This is a genomic window from Bacillus niameyensis (genome assembly GCF_001375535.1).
GTDB classification, from domain to species: Bacteria; Bacillota; Bacilli; order Bacillales; family Bacillaceae_C; genus Lederbergia; species Lederbergia niameyensis.
Genome location: NZ_LN831197.1, coordinates 2,158,538 through 2,174,768, shown reverse-complemented (window position 1 = coordinate 2,174,768; position 16,231 = coordinate 2,158,538). Strand labels below are relative to the sequence as shown.

Below are 16,231 nucleotides of genomic sequence, written 5' to 3'. Positions count from 1 at the left end.
GATAAGGATGGCGAATGATATGGAAGAGAAACTGAATAAGATTTTAACAAAAATAGAAGAGGCGGACAGTGTTTTAATTGGCGCTAGTAATGGCCTTTCCATTTCGGAAGGGATTCATATTTTTGCGGAAAATGCAGATTTTCTAGAGAACTTTGGGGATTTCCGTAAAAAGTATGGTTTTCGTAGCATTATACAAGGTTGTTTTTACCCATTTCCTACCGAGGAAGAAAAGTGGGCATTCTTCAGCAGAATGTATAACTACTTTTTATACAATGAGGAAGCCAGTCCAGTTATGAAAAACCTGTATGAACTGGTGAAAGATAAAAACTTCTTTGTCGTTACCTCTAATATAGATGATCATTTTAGACAAGCTGGGTTTCCGCGGGATCGTCTCTTTGAAATAGAAGGAAATTGTCGGAATCTGCAATGTACGATCGGATGCCATGATCAAATTTATCCAGGTGATGAAATATTGAGTGAAATGGCTGAAAAACAAGAGAATGGAAAAGTCCCTGCTGATCGTATTCCAACGTGCCCAGAATGTGGTGGGCCAATGCAAGTCCATCTTGAGGTCGATCGGAATTTTCTAAAAGGCGAGGCTTGGCAAAAAAGTTTACAAGCGTATCAGGATTTTATCGGAAGCGCCCATGGCAAAAAGATAGTACTGCTGGAATTAGGTGTAGGTGCAAGAAACCAGTTAATTAAAGCTCCGCTTATGAATCTAACCCATCAAGAAGAACATGCAACCTACATTACCTTTAACAGAGGTAGTGAGCTTTATATACCGGAAGCTATTGCTACTAAATCCATTGGGGTCGACGGTAATCTTGCGGAAGTGTTACAGCAATTGGCGCAAGAGAAATAAGTTGTTTTTTGAAATACAGAGGAGGAAATGAATGATGTTTCTAGCGAATGTACTGGATGATCCAGCCTGCCAACCAATCAAGAAATCTTATGAATATTGGTATACATTCATGGAAAAAGACGTAGAGTTTTGGCTACCTGATAGTGTATGGCATACAAAAACTCACTCTGCTCGTGTGCTGTTACTAGCACTTCTCATCGGACATCAAAAGAACGTAAATGACGAGGAAAAATACGCATTGGCAATGGCTGCTGTTTTCCATGATTCAAGGCGCCTTGATGATGGGATTGATCAAGGACATGGCTGTCGCGCAGCAGAGTATTATAAAGAATATTGCCGTGAACACGATTTACCATACAATGAGCAAACCTTTTACATCACCGCTTACCATGACCAAGATGATTCCCTTGGCTTGTCCGAGATTAAAAAGTCGCCGGGTTTAAATGAACGGGCCATACTGCTGTATCAGATTTTCAAGGATGCCGACGCATTGGATCGATTCCGCTTAGGTTCCGATGGTTTGGATGTCAGGTTTCTGCGGACGGAAGAAGCACATCAACTTGTTGACTTTGCTAAAGAACTTTTACGTAAAAGTAGCGAAAATTATGAATGAAATCTCTGATGCAAGCAGATCCGACTGTAGGAGATGTACAGTGAAAAAGTAAGTCAGTAAAATGTAAATGAATCTGAAAGGAAGAGCGGTATGACAAAACACAAATCGACTAAGGCTCTTTCTAAAGAAGAAAGACATTACTCGAGAAGTATTCAAAAAAAGAAATAGAAATGCTCTTAACTCATTTTAAGAGGGTAAAATCACATCAATGTTTGTGAATTGAAAGGCTTTTATTTTTTGCTTAACTTAGAATGAGGAAGTTAGATGGGATACGAATAATACTTCAAATTTTGATCACCTGCAAATAGGTTTTCTTAAGCCGTTGTTATATATTGCCCAAATTAGTTATAATAAGGGTTCATACAGAATTATTAAAGGGGTCTAAATTAGTGTACTTAACAATTGAGGAAACAGCTGAATATTTATCAGTGTCTATTTCATATGTTCATAAATTAATAATGCAAGGGAAAGTACGAACTTTGCATGATGCTAACGGTAATGTATTGGTATATAAGGAACAGTTCAATACTCATTTTGAACAGCTTGAGAAATATAAAAAGTTTGTGGAAGAATTGAACAGTGAACCGATTCCAGAAGATATAGATATAAAAGATGAAGATTAAGATACTATAAAGAGATAGTTAATGGGGCTGCTGCTCATAAGATTGTGTACACTTTTGAGCAGCTTCTTTGTGTTTCTAGCTTAGGAATAATAGAAAGCCATATGCACTATCTAAAAAAACAACCTCGAAACAATACTCATATGCTAAGAAGTGCATAAAAAAGCCTCCTGTATAAAAGAAGAACAACCAAAGCTTTTTTAATTGAACTCGACATAATTTGGAAATTCGCTTTTGGTTGGCAATCCTTAGATATCTAGTTTAAATTTGGTCTTATTCGCACACCATTAGTTTCTAATGTTAACAGGTTTATTTGAGCTTTCGCTTGAAAGAAGAAAAAATGCCTCAACAAAAACGACCTAACTGAATTTTTAGTTCGTTTTTATGCCTATATTTCGTCAGAAACATAAAAGTTTGTTCATTAGAAAACGAGTTCTATTCCATCAGCAAGAATTCAATTTTGGAACTTAATATGTGGTTTATCAAGTCCCGTCCTAGGGAGTAAAGGGAACCAACGGGCCGTGAGACACTTTGTCATGTCCCATTCGTGTCAAAAAAGAGAACCAACGGGCCATGAGATGCTTTATCATGTCCCGTTCGTGTCAAAAAAGGGAACCAACGGGCCATGAGAAGCTTTATCATGTCCCGTTCGTGTCAAAAAAGAGAACCAACGGGCCATGAGACGCTTTCTCATGTCCCATTCGTGGAAAGAAGAGCACCAACGGGCCATGAGACACGGACTTTTTCAGTGCCCTCGAAAAGTCATCTCAAATTTTTATTCTTGAATCTAAATGTTGGGACATCGTTTTTTTAGTTCGCTGATAAACTTGCTTTTATCTCTTGGTGAAACTTTTATACTGCCCATGAATGTTGTATTATTGAAAATTTCAATCGCATCTCTTGATGACAATATTCTGTGCCCTGTAAAAATGGCGGTTGTAGGTAATACTTTTGTTATATGCTCGTATGGGATTCGACTTCTAAATGGACCGCCTTTTATGTATAAATAATCTTGATAGAATATATATTTAACTGAAAAACTAGTCCATAACAGAAAACTGATCACAATAAGAAATATTGTGGTCAGTATTAGAAACGCTGCTAATTCATTTCGAACTTCTTCAATGAATAAAGGAAAAAAAGACCCAACAGCGATAATGAATACGACTATCAACATAAAATTAATAAAAAACGTATCTATTTTTGAGCGAAAAACCATCGGATCACTATACCTCCTTTATCATGATAATACGAGTTATTGATTATAAAGGTTTCATACGTCATTTTTCTATCGTTTCTGAACTAGCATAATAGATTGCATCAATTCAGCCTAGTCAACGTTATTATAAAATATATATTGAAGGAAAAAGTGGCTTCAATAAAGAAATGACAGAAATAGAGAATGATATTCAAGTAGAGGGAGGAGAAATTGTGAATCCCAGTGAAGTAATTTACTTTCTTCTCATTGGTGTTGCAATATTGGTTGCAATTTTGTTTGTTAGTTTTATTTTTCGAGGACGGAAAAAATGGGCGATTGTGATAACAACTGTGCTTGTGATTGGGTTTGTTGGATACTATTTATATTACCCATCATTAAAAGTAAAGACGCATACGGAGCGATACGAACAGGTCACGGACTACTTGGCAAAAAAATATCCAAATAAGAAATTTACCATCTCTCCAAAACATTACGAAGAAGGATATACGGTCGGTGAGTTTATGGTTAATGATATTAAAATACCACAGATGGGCGTGACTTTATCCGTTGATAAGGAAGGACAAGTAACGCAAACAAGTACTTGGTCAACTCAAGACTATCCAACACAGCAAGAGTTATGGCGAGAAATTCCATTTTCTTACGGTGGAACCTACACATTAGATAAAGAACTTGCGGAAATCACCAAACTAGATGAATGGATAAATGGTGAATTAACAGCATTTGCGTTGACGATTGATAATTTGCCTGCGATTGCTTTATTTAATTATTCCAATGCAGGTTATGGGTTATTAGAACTTCAACAAGGTGAACAGGAAGAGGTCGTTTCAATAGAAATGGAAGGCTATCTTTTTATTTATATTGATGATCGCTATCAAGGGGATAAGGTTACGGTTGATTTAAAAAATGGCGAGGAATACACTGCAAATGTCGATGAGAACAAAGGTCGATTAATTGTTCGAAAATTATAGGTGAATATTTCTCCCCAAAAAATGAAGAATTAAGGATCAGTCATATCATGCTGAAAAATTTACTTTCATGATAGACTGATCCTTAATTTTAATGCGTTATGGTGCCTTAGGTCATCTAAAATACAAGGGATAGACTAGGCAATCTTCTAATCAGAAGCAAATGAAAAGAAAGTAAAAATCAATCTCAATCCTCTGTAGGTCGTTTGGAGGATTTATTTGTTAGGAGAAAGTTGTTAAGTTGAGTAGTGAATGTTGTTGGATTTGGGAGGTAACGCAGTGAATGATGATTTTATTGTAATGGCTAAAAGGGGCAGAATGGTCATGTTTGCTATCTTTAGTCTCGTTTTTGTTGCGGCGGGTATTTTGATTTTATTGACTCCGTTTAAAGAAACAATGTGGCCTGCGGTAGTAGGTATTCTTGCAATCATAGTATTTGGGTTTTGTTTTCTTTATTATGTTATTGTACTCATCAAAAGTGAGCCAGCTGTAATTGTTACAAAAGAAGGAATCGTAGACCAGTCCAGTTATATTAAGGCAGGCCTTGTATGCTGGGAGGAAATTGAAGCAATTGAATTCTTGAACTTTTCGGGTCAGACTTATCTGGGTATTTTTACATTTGACCGTGAACTAATCATTAACCGATCAAATGGTATGAAGAAATTGTTTAATATATTAAATAAAGGATTATTGCCATCACAGGTTAATATACCAGTCAATAACTTAGCTTGTTCTGCGGAGGACCTTGTGTATGCCATTGGTCAACGTTGGGAAGCAGCAATGAAAAAGGAATCTTAACCTGGAAATTGGTTGTACAGATAGAATAATATCTACTATTCACCAGTCTATTAACATAGTCAAAGGAAATTCTTGGATGCCATCGAATTAAGTGACTACGGTAGCTATCTCATTTAAGTTGACAATGTGATGATTATAATAGGGGGCATGAGCAATGAATGTTGTTGAAGAATCAAGGCGATTGGCCATTAGAGTGCCAGAGCTTCGTATGAAGGAATTAACGTCAAAATTGACAGCTATGGAACAGCAGGAATTGGATTCAATGGTAGAAATGAAGTTTAAAGCATATCCAGAAGTGACAAAACAACAATATGCTGAAAATGTCAGATTGACGGCTATTAGAAACCTTACATTCAAAGATGTTACACCGAAAGCAACACTCTTTCAGAAATTGCGCAAGAAGGAGAATTTGAAAGAATACGAGATAGAGCTATCGAATGAAAAAGATGTAGCCGAATACGATTTACACTTTACATTCGCATTAGAACTTCGCCAACTAATGGAAGACGTCGGGCTAGGGCTTGATTGGCCCAAAATGCTGCCTGTAGATTTTGCTATGTACTATACAGATAAAATGGACGAGGATGAAAAAAGGTGGTTTTTATCGTTTCCAGATCCCGCTTGGTGTTCCGCGAAACTAGATGAAGCAAAAAATCTTCAGGAAAAAGCAGGGGCCTACGGTGAGAATATGCAACAATTAATCCAGTGGCTTCATAAACATTGGGAAGCCGGATACAAGATTTATGCAGATATTGACCCTGATGACGATGATTGGGATTGATGGGGTGGAAAGACATTGTTCTTAAGCAAGTACTACAAAGCAATCCGAAAAATAGAGAAGAAAGAGACTTTCCAGAAGTGAAACTGATTAACTGGAAGGTCTTTTTAGTTTTATGTTTTATGATGATCAATAAAATATTTAACAGGAATCGACTATCTGATTTAAAAATGCGGTTAAATGAGTCATTTAATGTTATAGTTGAAAAGTATATTTTACAAGTGAGTAGGTGATCTGCATGATTGAAGTAAAAACATCTTCAATAAGTGAAGGAGAATTTAACAGAGGGGTATTTGCTACCTGCGATATAAAAAAGGGAACGTTGATACATGAAGCTCCTGTTATTGCATATCCAAACGAGCAACATCCGTACATTGAGCAAACGCTACTGGCTGATTATGCATTTGAATATGGGGTGAATCATACCGCCATCCTTCTTGGTTATGGGATGTTGTTCAACCATTCGTATGAGCCTAATGCAACGTATGAGATTAGTTTTGAAAAACATACTTTCGACTTCTATGCTTATACAGATATAAAAGCCGGCGAAGAAATTTTGATCAATTATAATGGTGACGTGGATGACAAAGAGCAGCTATGGTTTCATCAGAATTAAATAATACTACTTGCAAAATTCACGTTAGATAAGGCATCCTTCAGGGTGCTTTTTTTTATATTGTACCAAGAGCTACTAAGTCCCTTAATGATGGGAGGGCGGTTAGGTGAAATTATTTTTTAGAATATTCAACCGGCTTATGGGTCTATAAGAACCGAACTACACCATAAGAATATAATAATTAAAATCTATATAAGTTGGAATGGATAGCGAATGAATAGTCATTATAAAGAAATAATTGGATCTCTTCTATCGGTGATCGGAACTATACAAGCAGCAATTGGCAATACTCCTCAGTTTCAATTGAACGAAAATGAAACCTATCTCCTAAGATTGACTGGGAATACGCTGCAAGCATTAGGTAGTGCATTGTCTGCTGACGGACAAGGTACAGTTTCTTTTGAAAAAATTGGCGATGAAATTCAAGCAACAGGTAACTCAACCGTCATTACAGGAATGTTGCTAAATGGTATTTTTGAGGACGAAGAAACGGAACAAAGGCTTAATATTGCGGGAAGTTGGATACAGGCTTTAGGAAGTTTTGTTGGCCTTACTGATGAATTTTTTGATAGCACAGAAGATGGCAGATTAGAGAATATTACTGGAAACTTGTTGCAAGGTGTTGGAAACTCCTTGCAGGCAATAGGTGGAATTCAAGCATTGCATGACAAAGGTTCGGAACAGTATCAGATTGGAGTAGCGGGAAGTTGGATTCAAGCTGCAGGTTCTGTAATCTCTCTCATTGGACAAATCCAAGAGGAATCAGAGGAAATACGCCGTAATATTAATGAATAAATTCTAATGTACCTTTTTTAGTAACTTTGTCGGCCTGTCCTCAACAATATTCTGCACAGTACATTGACAGTTATCATTGAATTCCTTGAAGCAAATTGATATATTAAATTATAAATACGAAATCAATGATGTGATCAAGTAAATAAGGATTGTGAAACAGAAAATATAGCCATGGCTGAAAGCTATATCACCCCTACTTATTGAACCCTGTCACGGAGATGTTAGAAAAAACTAACCGAGTCGTTTCGTTACAAACGTCTAGAGGACTTATTATTTATTTAAGTCGAACTAAGGTGGTACCACGTCTATTAGCGTAAAGACGTCCTTATTTAAGGACTTTTTATGCTTTTTTTATTTTAAAAAGTTGTTTCACTTTCTCAGGAGGAAAAGACGATGTCACAAAAAACAAACGATTTTACAAAATGGTATATTGATACAATTCAAAAAGCTGATTTAATGGATTACACTCCAGTTCGTGGTTGTATCGCATTTAAGCCAGATGGGTATGAATTATGGGAACATATTCAAGCAGAGATGGATAAACGTTTTAAAGAAACCGGCCATCGCAATGCATATTTCCCAATGTTAATTCCAGAAACCTTCTTTCAAAAGGAAAAGGACCATATTGAAGGGTTCTCACCTGAACTTCCTTGGGTAACAGAGGCTGCAGGAGAGAAACTAGAAGAACGTTTAGCATTGCGTCCAACTTCAGAAACAATGATTGGACATTTATATTCAGATTGGATTAAAAGTTATCGGGATCTTCCAGTACTCATTAATCAATGGGCAAATGTATTCCGTTGGGAAAAGAAAACTCTGCCATTCATTCGGACTTCTGAATTTTTGTGGCAGGAAGGACATACAGCTCATGTGGATGAAGATGATGCACGCAAAGAAACGATGCAAATGTTAACGATTTATAAAGAAGTCGTAGAAGGATTACTAGCAATTCCGGTTTATGATGGGAAAAAGACACCATCAGAACGTTTTGCCGGTGCGATTGATACATTCTCCATTGAAGCAATGATGCAAGATGGGAAAGCTGTACAAGCGGGTACTTCCCATTATTTAGGGACAAAATTTGCCGAAGCATTTGATATTAAATATTTAAATAAAGAAAATAAACATACCTATGTACACACAACATCTTGGGGTACTTCTACACGATTAATAGGATCCGTTATTATGGTTCATGGAGATGAACAAGGTTTAGTCCTGCCACCAAAAATTGCGCCAACCCAAGTTGTGTTAGTTCCAGTAGGCCCATGGAAAAAGAATCCTGCCATTATCGAGAAGTTAGATCAAATCTTTGCAGCTTTAAAAGCAAAAGGCATTCGTGTTCGTCTTGATGATTCTGATCAATCACCAGGCTATAAATTTAATCATTGGGAGTTAAAAGGAGTACCTGTCCGTATTGAACTAGGACCACGTGATTTAGAAAATAATCAAGGTTTAATGAAAGCCCGTGATGAAGCGGAAAAGGTATCAGTACCAATAGAATCAATTGTTGAAAGCATTGAAAAAGAACTTGAAACAATGCAAGCTCGTCTATTTGAAAAAGCAAAAGCCTTCCGTGCAGAGAATTCGCACACACATATCGATTCAATGGAACAGTTAAACCAACATTTAGCAGAATCTGAACAAAAAGGAATCATTCCTGGTTGGATATTGTCTGGATGGTGTGGAGAGGATACGTGTGAAGAAAGTATAAAAGAAAAAACAAAATTTACAACACGAAACATTCCATTTAATCCGCCTACGACGAAGCATACATGTCTCCATTGTGGTAAAGAGGCTAAGCATACAGTATGGTTTGCTCGTGCTTACTAATCTAAGTTTATAAATGTACACATAAATGTGCTGCTTTATTGCTAATCTGAAACACATTACGGAACGTAATATTTCAGATATGACAACTGGTATATCAAGTGGAGGCAAATCAGTTGAAATTTAAACATAAGCTATACTTAATAGCTTTTATAGCCAGCTTCTTATTGACAATAATGATTGGTGAAAGCAGAATCTTGGCGAATCAGTCTGGTAATACATCGAGTGTGTTTGATTTTAGTGTTATGCCAGATTCGAAGGAATTCTATACTGAACTTGATGGTGAATGGAACTTTTTTGAAAAAATGTTGTTAACACCTAATGAGGTCAAGGAACAATTAAAGCATGGGATAGGGAGAACGGTCTCCCTTCCTAGCTCCTTCGAAAGACAAACAGGAGAGAACCATTCATTTGGAACATACAGTACAACAGTCAAAATAGCTGATGAATATGTGGGTGAGACATTAGCCATTCATATTCCCTATCAATATAGTGCTTATAAATTATTTGTAGATCAAACGGAGATTGCTAGAAATGGCATAGTGGGGCAAGATGCTGCTTCACATGTTGCTGAAATGGCTCCTAGAACAGGTTATTTTATTGCGCAATCAAATGAAGTGCTACTCACTATGCACGTGTCAAGCTTTGATCATATTCGCGGAGGATTTGAAAACCCTATATATATCGGGGAGGCTTCGGTTGTATCTAAAAAGTTTAATACGAATATGACTAGCACACTCTTTATGAATGGCTGTATATTTATTATTGGTATATTTATGATTTTATTTGCGTGGTATCGCAGACAGGAGCATGTGTTTTTTATTTTTGGCCTGTTTGCTATGCTTATTTCTGTTCGTGCTTTATTTGCTGTTCCATTTTACTATACACTCATATTTTTGAATATGTCTTGGCTTTGGGGGACGCGGTTAGAATATATTTTAACCGAGGCGACTTCTATGTTATATGTCATTTTATTATGGAAATGGCATGAAAAGGAGTTTTCTAAAAAAATAATGTATGGACTTGTTGCCATACATTTAGCACTTATGTTTACAACTTTATTCACGCAACCTGTGTTTTTTCAATCGCTCTTTTTTAAGGTGTATTATTTAACTATCCCTACATTTTTCTATTTAATGTATGTAATTTACAAGAGCGTTCGCAATAATAACAGAACTGCAAAAATAAATGTCATCGGAATGATTCTAATATTTTTTGCATTTTTTAATGATTTTGCGATCGGAAACAATTGGTATCAAGGATCAACATTAATGTTACCAGCAGTTGCCGTTTATGTTATGATCCATGTCATCCTAATGAGTAAAAATTTTGCCGATTCTGTTCAAAAAACAGAGCAACAAAATGAGCAACTATTAGCTTTAAACGCTTCGAATGAAGAGCTAGCGATTCAACTACAAAAAGAGATGAAGAAAAAGGATGATTTTCTAGCAAATACATCCCATGAAATTCGAAATCCGTTACATGGCATTATTAATATTACTCAGTCTATTTTGCGAAACAGATCCCATCAGTTGGATGAAAAAACAGAGAAAGATTTGAAGCTTCAATTAACAATTGGTCATCATATGTCATGGACTTTGGAAGATTTATTAGACATTACCCGCTTGAAGGAACATCGGATTCAGCTTCATAGAGAGAGTCTTTACATACAGTCTATCTCTGCAGGCGTTGTTGATATGCTTAAAGTTTTAATTGAAAATAAAAATATTGAAATGGAAGTCAGAATCCCAAGCGACTTTCCGTGTGTTTCAGCGGATAAAAATCGGCTAATTCAAATTTTGTTTAACCTTCTACATAATGCTGTTAAATATACGCATGAAGGCATTGTTATAATCGATGGCGACATAAAAGAAGGGATGGCCCATATTCATATTACGGATACGGGCATAGGGATGGATGAAAAAACGTTACGAACAATTTTCGAGCCATATGAACAAGGGGACTCGAGTATTACGGCAATTGGTGGCGGTCTTGGTCTAGGGCTAAGCATTTGCCAACAGTTAGTGGAAATGCATGGTGGAATCATTAGAGCGAGCTCCGTTTTAGGGGAGGGTTCGGTTTTTACTTTTACCTTACCACTAGCAGAAAAATCTTTTGAAAAGCAAACAGCAGCACCAACATCTTCATTTATAGATATAAGTGAACTTCCAATTAAAGAAACTCCATTTGTCATGCATAATGCGATGATTAAGGCATTTACAAAAAACAGCGCAACATCATATAAAACGAGAATTTTGGCAGTTGATGATGATCCAGTGAATTTGCAAGTGTTGACTAAAATACTTTCTGAAAACCAATATGAGGTAGAAGTCGTTTCAAGTGGAAAAGAAGCATTAAAAAAACTTGAATGGAAGGAATGGGATTTAATTATTTCAGATGTTATGATGCCTAAAATGTCTGGCTATGATTTAACCCGTTCCATTCGGGAAAAATTTTCCATCTCTGAACTACCAATTCTTCTTTTGACAGCACGAAGTAACCCAGAGGATATATATACTGGATTTTTAGCAGGTGCAAATGATTATGTTACAAAACCAGTCGATGCTGTAGAACTAAATGTTCGCGTGCAATCTTTAACAAACTTAAAGGCATCCATTAATGAACGGTTAAGTATGGAAGCTGCATGGCTTCAAGCACAAATTCGTCCGCACTTTGTGTTAAATACGTTAAATGCTATCGTTTCATTGAGTGAGATCGATACGTCTAGAATGGCTCGCCTAATTGAAAAGTTTGCACAGTATTTACAAAGTAGCTTCTATCTAAAAAATATAGACAAAGTCGTGCCTCTCGAAACTGAACTTGATTTACTAGAATCCTATTTATATATCGAAAAGGAACGCTTTGGGAATCGGCTACATATAAAATGGGAAATAGATGAAGTTAAAGATGTAATGATCCCACCTTTATCGATTCAAACATTAGTAGAAAACGCGGTCAATCACGGAGTGTTGAAAAAAGTCGCTGGAGGTTTAATAACAATACGAATTAGTAAAGAAAATGACTATACGGAAATTTCCGTTATCGATGATGGTGTGGGAATGGATGAAGAAAAAGTCCAAGAAATTTTCACGCTTCAATCTGATCGAAAAAAGGGCATTGGAATTATCAATACCGAACAGCGTTTAAAGCGACTGTATGGGAAAGGTTTACAGGTTAAAAGTGCACCTGGAGTTGGAACAACTATTGCATTTACTGTACCAACTAACTGATAATGGCGGACAATTGAACCTAGAAGTTGGTTGTGCATTAGCGCCTGAATTCTTTAAAAGTAAATTTTTTTCAAAATTAGAGGGGCTGTCCAAAGGTGGAAGATCACTTCCCATTTGGCTTCCCCTATTTTAGTTGATTAAAACGTGGTTGATTTATCATGGGTTAAAAACATTTGTCTCAGCCTCCGGGCAGAAGTCTCCTTCCTCAACATCTGAAAGATGTAGGTGAGAGATGAATTCTTGCTCTTATATTTTTTAACAGAATAGTCCTCTGTAAAATCTTTTGTACACGCGCTTAGTAAGATGAATATTAAAACAAAAAACAATAAGGTTATCTTTTTCATTCTACTTTCCCTTCTCTGCTGTTCAGTGTTGTTGGGTTACTAATCTAGAAGTACTCCTGTTCACTTTATCGTTTGAGCAACGATAAAGTGAACAGGAGGTCTGTTATTTACCTGAAAGGTCAGAACTCTATAACACTATAATAAGACTGTGCGGTTACAGAATTTATCCTAAACTGCAAAAAAAGGTTTTGCCAAGCAATTCAAAATATATTAAGCCAACACCCAATAGGCGCAAACAATTCGAAGTTATTTTATTGAAAAAGTTCATGTCAATCCCCCTAAAATGCATACTAGCATCTCGGGGGATTCGAATGTATGGATGATTGTTCTGTTAGGCCGAGATTTTTATTGTATATGCATTGCTTTTTTTGCTTGATCCCATGGAACGGTGTAGCCGACTCCTTTGGCAATAAATATCGACGAGGAGGTATATTCGGGATCAGCGTCTTTTTGATAATTGATTCGGGCAATCACTTCTTCTTGGTTATGGCAACGATCATAGCCCCCGTGGCGGAGAGTGAGAACGCCCTTACCGTGTGTGAAAGCAATGAAACTTGCATAATAATTCATGAAGGTTGCAACTGGTACTTTTCCTGTTAATATTGCTTTATCGCCAATTGTTTCCGCTGGAGAAAACGTCCCATACGCTTGCTGAATATCAGACATTACCTTGCCAATATGATCTAAATCTACTTTTATTTTAAAATCATAATACGGTTCGAGCAGAACGTTCTCCGATTGTTCTAATCCTTGCCGAAGGGCGCGGAAGGTTGCCTCACGGAAATCTCCACCATGTGTATGTTTATTATGGGCTCGTCCAGTCAGCAATGTAATTTTAACATCTGTGAGAGGGGAGCCGGTAAGTAAACCGTGGTGATCTCGTTCAAATAAATGATGACGGATTAAATTTTGATGGCCAATAGACAGATCATTGGCATGGCAATGATTTTCAAAGCTAATACCTGTTCCTCTCGGTGAGGGTTCTATTTTTAGGTGTACTTCTGCATAGTGTTTCAAAGGTTCAAAATGACCGTAACCAGTTGCAGTTGTGTTCACTGTTTCCTTGTAAAGAATTTCAGGCTCAGCAAAAGTAACTGTATAATCGAATCGCTCTTTAATGATTCGCGTTAATACTTCTAATTGAATTTTCCCCATGACATGAATGTATATTGCTTGAAATCTTTCATCCCAAATGACCTGTAGGGAAGGATCTTCTGCCTCTAAAATTCTGAAACAGCTTAACATTTCTTTATCATGAATAGCGGTATCAAAAATGACCTTTGATTTTAAAATTGGGATCATATCGTAGGTTGTTTTCTCCATTAAATCCCCGACCCCGTCACCAATCGATGCAGTCGATAGGCCAATAACAGCTGCAATTTCACCAGCTTGAATAAGGTTAGTCGTTTGGAAACTTGCTCCATTATAAATTCTTAGCTGTGTCACTTTTTCAGTTACTTTATTTTCTTCATCACCATAACTGATTTCATCGCGGACACGTAATGTGCCGCTTAATGTCTTAATAAAAGTAACGCGATTTCCGTTTTCATCATAACGAATTTTATACACTCTGCCTGCAAAAGGACTTTCATTCACATAATTTGTTTCTGTTAAAAGATCGAGTTGCTCTAAAAATTCTACGATCCCTTGATCCTTCAAGGCTGAACCGTGAGCACAAGCAAATATTTTATTGTCCTTAATCATGTTTTTAAATGTATGTATCCATAATGCTTTGTCATAGCCCGTTTCCAAATATATTTCGAATAATACCTCATCGCGTTCAGCAATAAATTCGATTAAATCTTCCGTCATATCCCCGTTACTAAAGGATGAAGTTAAATCACAAACGTCCGGAGTTAAATTAGCATGAATATCTTCTAAAACACCTGCGAGATTTGCTCCTTCACGATCTGTCTTATTAATAAAGAAAAAGGTCGGTATCCGATGTTTTTGTAGAAGCTGCCAAACTGTTTCGGTATGCCCTTCCACTCCTTCAACCGCACTAATAATCATAATGGCATAGTCCATAACTTGAATGGCTCTTTCCATTTCCGGGGAAAAATCGACATGACCCGGTGTATCAATAACATAGTAGGTTGAATCATGATAAGTAAATCTTCCTTGATCAGCAAAAACTGTAATTCCTCTTTCTTTCTCTATTGCATGACTATCAAGAAATGTGTCTTGATGATCTACGCGTCCTCGATGTCTAATACTATTTGTATGATAAAGCAGTTGCTCCGAAAAGGTCGTTTTTCCTGCATCAACATGTGCAAGAATACCGATTATTTTGTTCATTTTCGTCCTCCTAACGACCGTCGTACTGTTTTTTCATTATAGCAAATGAAGGAAAATTAAAAGAGACAATGACGCAATTTCGTAAGGTGAATAAAGTGTAGTTTTTATAAAAAATAAGTCAGTTTAGTGGGGTTTGGGGATAAGAAACTTTTGCTAGAGCTTTCTCAAATTGGTAGGGAAACTCTTCCTCATTCCAATCCTAATCTTTTGTTTCTTTGCCACATCTGATAAAGTTAATGAGTATTATCCAACTATAAGCATGAAAGCTGTTTTGGATTGGCGTGTGCTTAATTTGTATTAAAGGTATAGATATTACTGATATTACGAATGCAAAGGGATTAGCATTGATATAAATCAGCGAGGAAAAGAGGAAACAACATGCTCACATTTGAAGAAAAACAAGCAATCATCGAATCATTTCCCCAACTTACACGTAAGGAGGTATCAATGAAACGGGTGAATTATCATTATTTAGACAGCTTGTATGATAAAACAATTGTTGTTTATCACCTGCATCCAAACGGTAATGGGTTTGTCTTTGTTGGGGATTTGAAAGGGTATCAAGCGGATGATAAGGGACTTATAAATATTAGAGATACCTCAGAAGAAGAGTTACGGAAAGTGATTTCTGATTCTATAAAGTATTTATCGGAAGGATCGGAAGAAGAGATTGATTCTGAAGCGAATATTGAGTACGAATGGCGAAATAAGGAAGGTCACACAATGATATTAACGTGTGAGGAAATGCTTTGGAATATATATGCAGGTTTAAACTTAGTAGAAAGCTTTACTTCATACAAAGATGCTGAAAGCTTTTTGCGGGAGGAAGGATTTGAGCCAGCACAAAATCGGAGCGAGTAATCGCACCTTTTGAACAAAGATTAGCGTTGCATTCCCCTGGGAGAGTGGTTGTGTGTGTCCAGGCCAATGTGCATTTGCATCAACCCTGAAACTTGCGGCTTCAGCCGCGGAAGGTTCATAGAAAATGCAAGGATAATTCAATAAATTTCGATGAAGAGAATTACTTTTAATTCTCTTTTTTCTTTGCCTGATAGTGAGAAGGAAATGGCTTAGTAAGTTGATATATATATGAGGTTTCCTATTTTATAAATTTTTTTTTACTTTTTTAAAGCCAAATGCTTCGATCGATTGTCTAATAGGTAGAAATCATTAATTTAAAAGATTGGGAGGAGGGAGGTCGCAAGAACAGAAATGTGAAGGATAAAGAAATATCATCATTCACTGCCAGAACAGAGTAAAAAT

At 36.6% G+C, this 16,231-nt stretch carries 14 protein-coding genes and 1 other annotated feature; of the genes, 12 read left to right on the top strand and 2 right to left on the bottom strand.

Features of this window, described 5'->3' with window-relative positions; genetic code table 11:
- The first annotated feature begins 19 nt into the window (after nucleotides 1-19).
- From BN1243_RS10160 to BN1243_RS10150, 3 genes are all read left to right on the top strand, one after another.
- Nucleotides 20-865, top strand: a complete 846-nt coding sequence (locus BN1243_RS10160) for a Sir2 family NAD-dependent protein deacetylase (protein ID WP_062106484.1) — start codon at nucleotides 20-22, stop codon at nucleotides 863-865.
- A gap of 31 nt (nucleotides 866-896) precedes the next feature.
- Nucleotides 897-1,478, top strand: a complete 582-nt coding sequence (locus tag BN1243_RS10155) for an HD domain-containing protein (protein ID WP_062106483.1) — start codon at nucleotides 897-899, stop codon at nucleotides 1,476-1,478.
- Nucleotides 1,479-1,867: 389 nt separating this feature from the next.
- Nucleotides 1,868-2,101, top strand: coding sequence for an excisionase family DNA-binding protein (locus BN1243_RS10150; protein WP_062106481.1), 234 nt, complete (start codon nucleotides 1,868-1,870; stop codon nucleotides 2,099-2,101).
- A gap of 784 nt (nucleotides 2,102-2,885) precedes the next feature.
- On the opposite strand, the gene BN1243_RS10145 is transcribed toward BN1243_RS10150, so the two are convergent.
- Nucleotides 2,886-3,317 (bottom strand): PH domain-containing protein, encoded by a 432-nt coding sequence (locus BN1243_RS10145; protein WP_062106478.1) that lies wholly within the window; start codon nucleotides 3,315-3,317, stop codon nucleotides 2,886-2,888.
- Between the two features lie 167 nt (nucleotides 3,318-3,484).
- On the opposite strand from BN1243_RS10145, the gene BN1243_RS10140 reads away from it, so the two are divergent.
- From BN1243_RS10140 to BN1243_RS21780, 8 genes are all read left to right on the top strand, one after another.
- On the top strand, nucleotides 3,485-4,285 hold the full coding sequence (locus BN1243_RS10140) for a tripartite tricarboxylate transporter TctB family protein (protein ID WP_230200167.1): 801 nt from the start codon (nucleotides 3,485-3,487) through the stop codon (nucleotides 4,283-4,285).
- A 276-nt stretch (nucleotides 4,286-4,561) separates the two neighbouring features.
- Complete coding sequence (locus BN1243_RS10135) at nucleotides 4,562-5,080, top strand: STM3941 family protein (protein WP_062106476.1); 519 nt, start codon at nucleotides 4,562-4,564, stop codon at nucleotides 5,078-5,080.
- Between the two features lie 154 nt (nucleotides 5,081-5,234).
- The gene (locus tag BN1243_RS10130) at nucleotides 5,235-5,861 is read left to right on the top strand and encodes a hypothetical protein (RefSeq protein WP_062106474.1); all 627 of its coding nucleotides are present in this window, start codon (nucleotides 5,235-5,237) and stop codon (nucleotides 5,859-5,861) included.
- The gene (locus BN1243_RS10125) at nucleotides 5,858-6,091 is read left to right on the top strand and encodes a hypothetical protein (RefSeq protein ID WP_062106473.1); all 234 of its coding nucleotides are present in this window, start codon (nucleotides 5,858-5,860) and stop codon (nucleotides 6,089-6,091) included. The genes BN1243_RS10130 and BN1243_RS10125 overlap by 4 nt, the downstream gene beginning before the upstream one ends.
- Before the next feature lie 5 nt (nucleotides 6,092-6,096).
- Nucleotides 6,097-6,474, top strand: coding sequence for an SET domain-containing protein (locus BN1243_RS10120; RefSeq protein WP_062106471.1), 378 nt, complete (start codon nucleotides 6,097-6,099; stop codon nucleotides 6,472-6,474).
- 213 nt (nucleotides 6,475-6,687) lie between these two features.
- The gene (locus tag BN1243_RS10115; protein ID WP_062106469.1) at nucleotides 6,688-7,269 is read left to right on the top strand and encodes a DUF6944 family repetitive protein; all 582 of its coding nucleotides are present in this window, start codon (nucleotides 6,688-6,690) and stop codon (nucleotides 7,267-7,269) included.
- Between the two features lie 116 nt (nucleotides 7,270-7,385).
- Nucleotides 7,386-7,599 (top strand) — a binding site (T-box leader).
- A gap of 63 nt (nucleotides 7,600-7,662) precedes the next feature.
- Nucleotides 7,663-9,099: a proline--tRNA ligase gene (proS, locus tag BN1243_RS10110; protein ID WP_062106467.1), complete on the top strand. Its 1,437-nt coding sequence runs from the start codon at nucleotides 7,663-7,665 to the stop codon at nucleotides 9,097-9,099.
- Nucleotides 9,100-9,212: 113 nt separating this feature from the next.
- Entirely contained in the window at nucleotides 9,213-12,326 is a 3,114-nt protein-coding gene (locus BN1243_RS21780; protein ID WP_084781876.1) for a hybrid sensor histidine kinase/response regulator, read from the top strand.
- Between the two features lie 689 nt (nucleotides 12,327-13,015).
- Here BN1243_RS21780 and BN1243_RS10100 read toward each other — a convergent pair.
- Nucleotides 13,016-14,968, bottom strand: coding sequence for an elongation factor G (locus tag BN1243_RS10100; protein ID WP_062106466.1), 1,953 nt, complete (start codon nucleotides 14,966-14,968; stop codon nucleotides 13,016-13,018).
- A 378-nt stretch (nucleotides 14,969-15,346) separates the two neighbouring features.
- Here BN1243_RS10100 and BN1243_RS10095 point away from each other — a divergent pair, with 378 nt between their 5' ends.
- Nucleotides 15,347-15,829 carry a hypothetical protein gene (locus tag BN1243_RS10095; protein ID WP_062106464.1) on the top strand — a complete coding sequence of 161 codons (483 nt, stop codon included), beginning with the start codon at nucleotides 15,347-15,349 and terminating at the stop codon, nucleotides 15,827-15,829.
- The last annotated feature ends 402 nt before the right edge of the window (nucleotides 15,830-16,231 follow it).

What these genes read in the sequence shown, in the direction of transcription:
- proS (WP_062106467.1), top strand. Translation starts at nt 7,663, where the DNA reads ATGTCACAAAAAACAAACGATTTTACAAAATGGTATATTGATACAATT.
- BN1243_RS10095 (WP_062106464.1), top strand. Translation starts at nt 15,347, where the DNA reads ATGCTCACATTTGAAGAAAAACAAGCAATCATCGAATCATTTCCCCAA.
- BN1243_RS10155 (WP_062106483.1), top strand. Translation starts at nt 897, where the DNA reads ATGATGTTTCTAGCGAATGTACTGGATGATCCAGCCTGCCAACCAATC.
- BN1243_RS10145 (WP_062106478.1), bottom strand. Translation starts at nt 3,317, where the DNA reads ATGGTTTTTCGCTCAAAAATAGATACGTTTTTTATTAATTTTATGTTG.
- BN1243_RS10120 (WP_062106471.1), top strand. Translation starts at nt 6,097, where the DNA reads ATGATTGAAGTAAAAACATCTTCAATAAGTGAAGGAGAATTTAACAGA.
- BN1243_RS10100 (WP_062106466.1), bottom strand. Translation starts at nt 14,968, where the DNA reads ATGAACAAAATAATCGGTATTCTTGCACATGTTGATGCAGGAAAAACG.
- BN1243_RS10130 (WP_062106474.1), top strand. Translation starts at nt 5,235, where the DNA reads ATGAATGTTGTTGAAGAATCAAGGCGATTGGCCATTAGAGTGCCAGAG.
- BN1243_RS10115 (WP_062106469.1), top strand. Translation starts at nt 6,688, where the DNA reads ATGAATAGTCATTATAAAGAAATAATTGGATCTCTTCTATCGGTGATC.
- BN1243_RS10160 (WP_062106484.1), top strand. Translation starts at nt 20, where the DNA reads ATGGAAGAGAAACTGAATAAGATTTTAACAAAAATAGAAGAGGCGGAC.
- BN1243_RS10140 (WP_230200167.1), top strand. Translation starts at nt 3,485, where the DNA reads ATGACAGAAATAGAGAATGATATTCAAGTAGAGGGAGGAGAAATTGTG.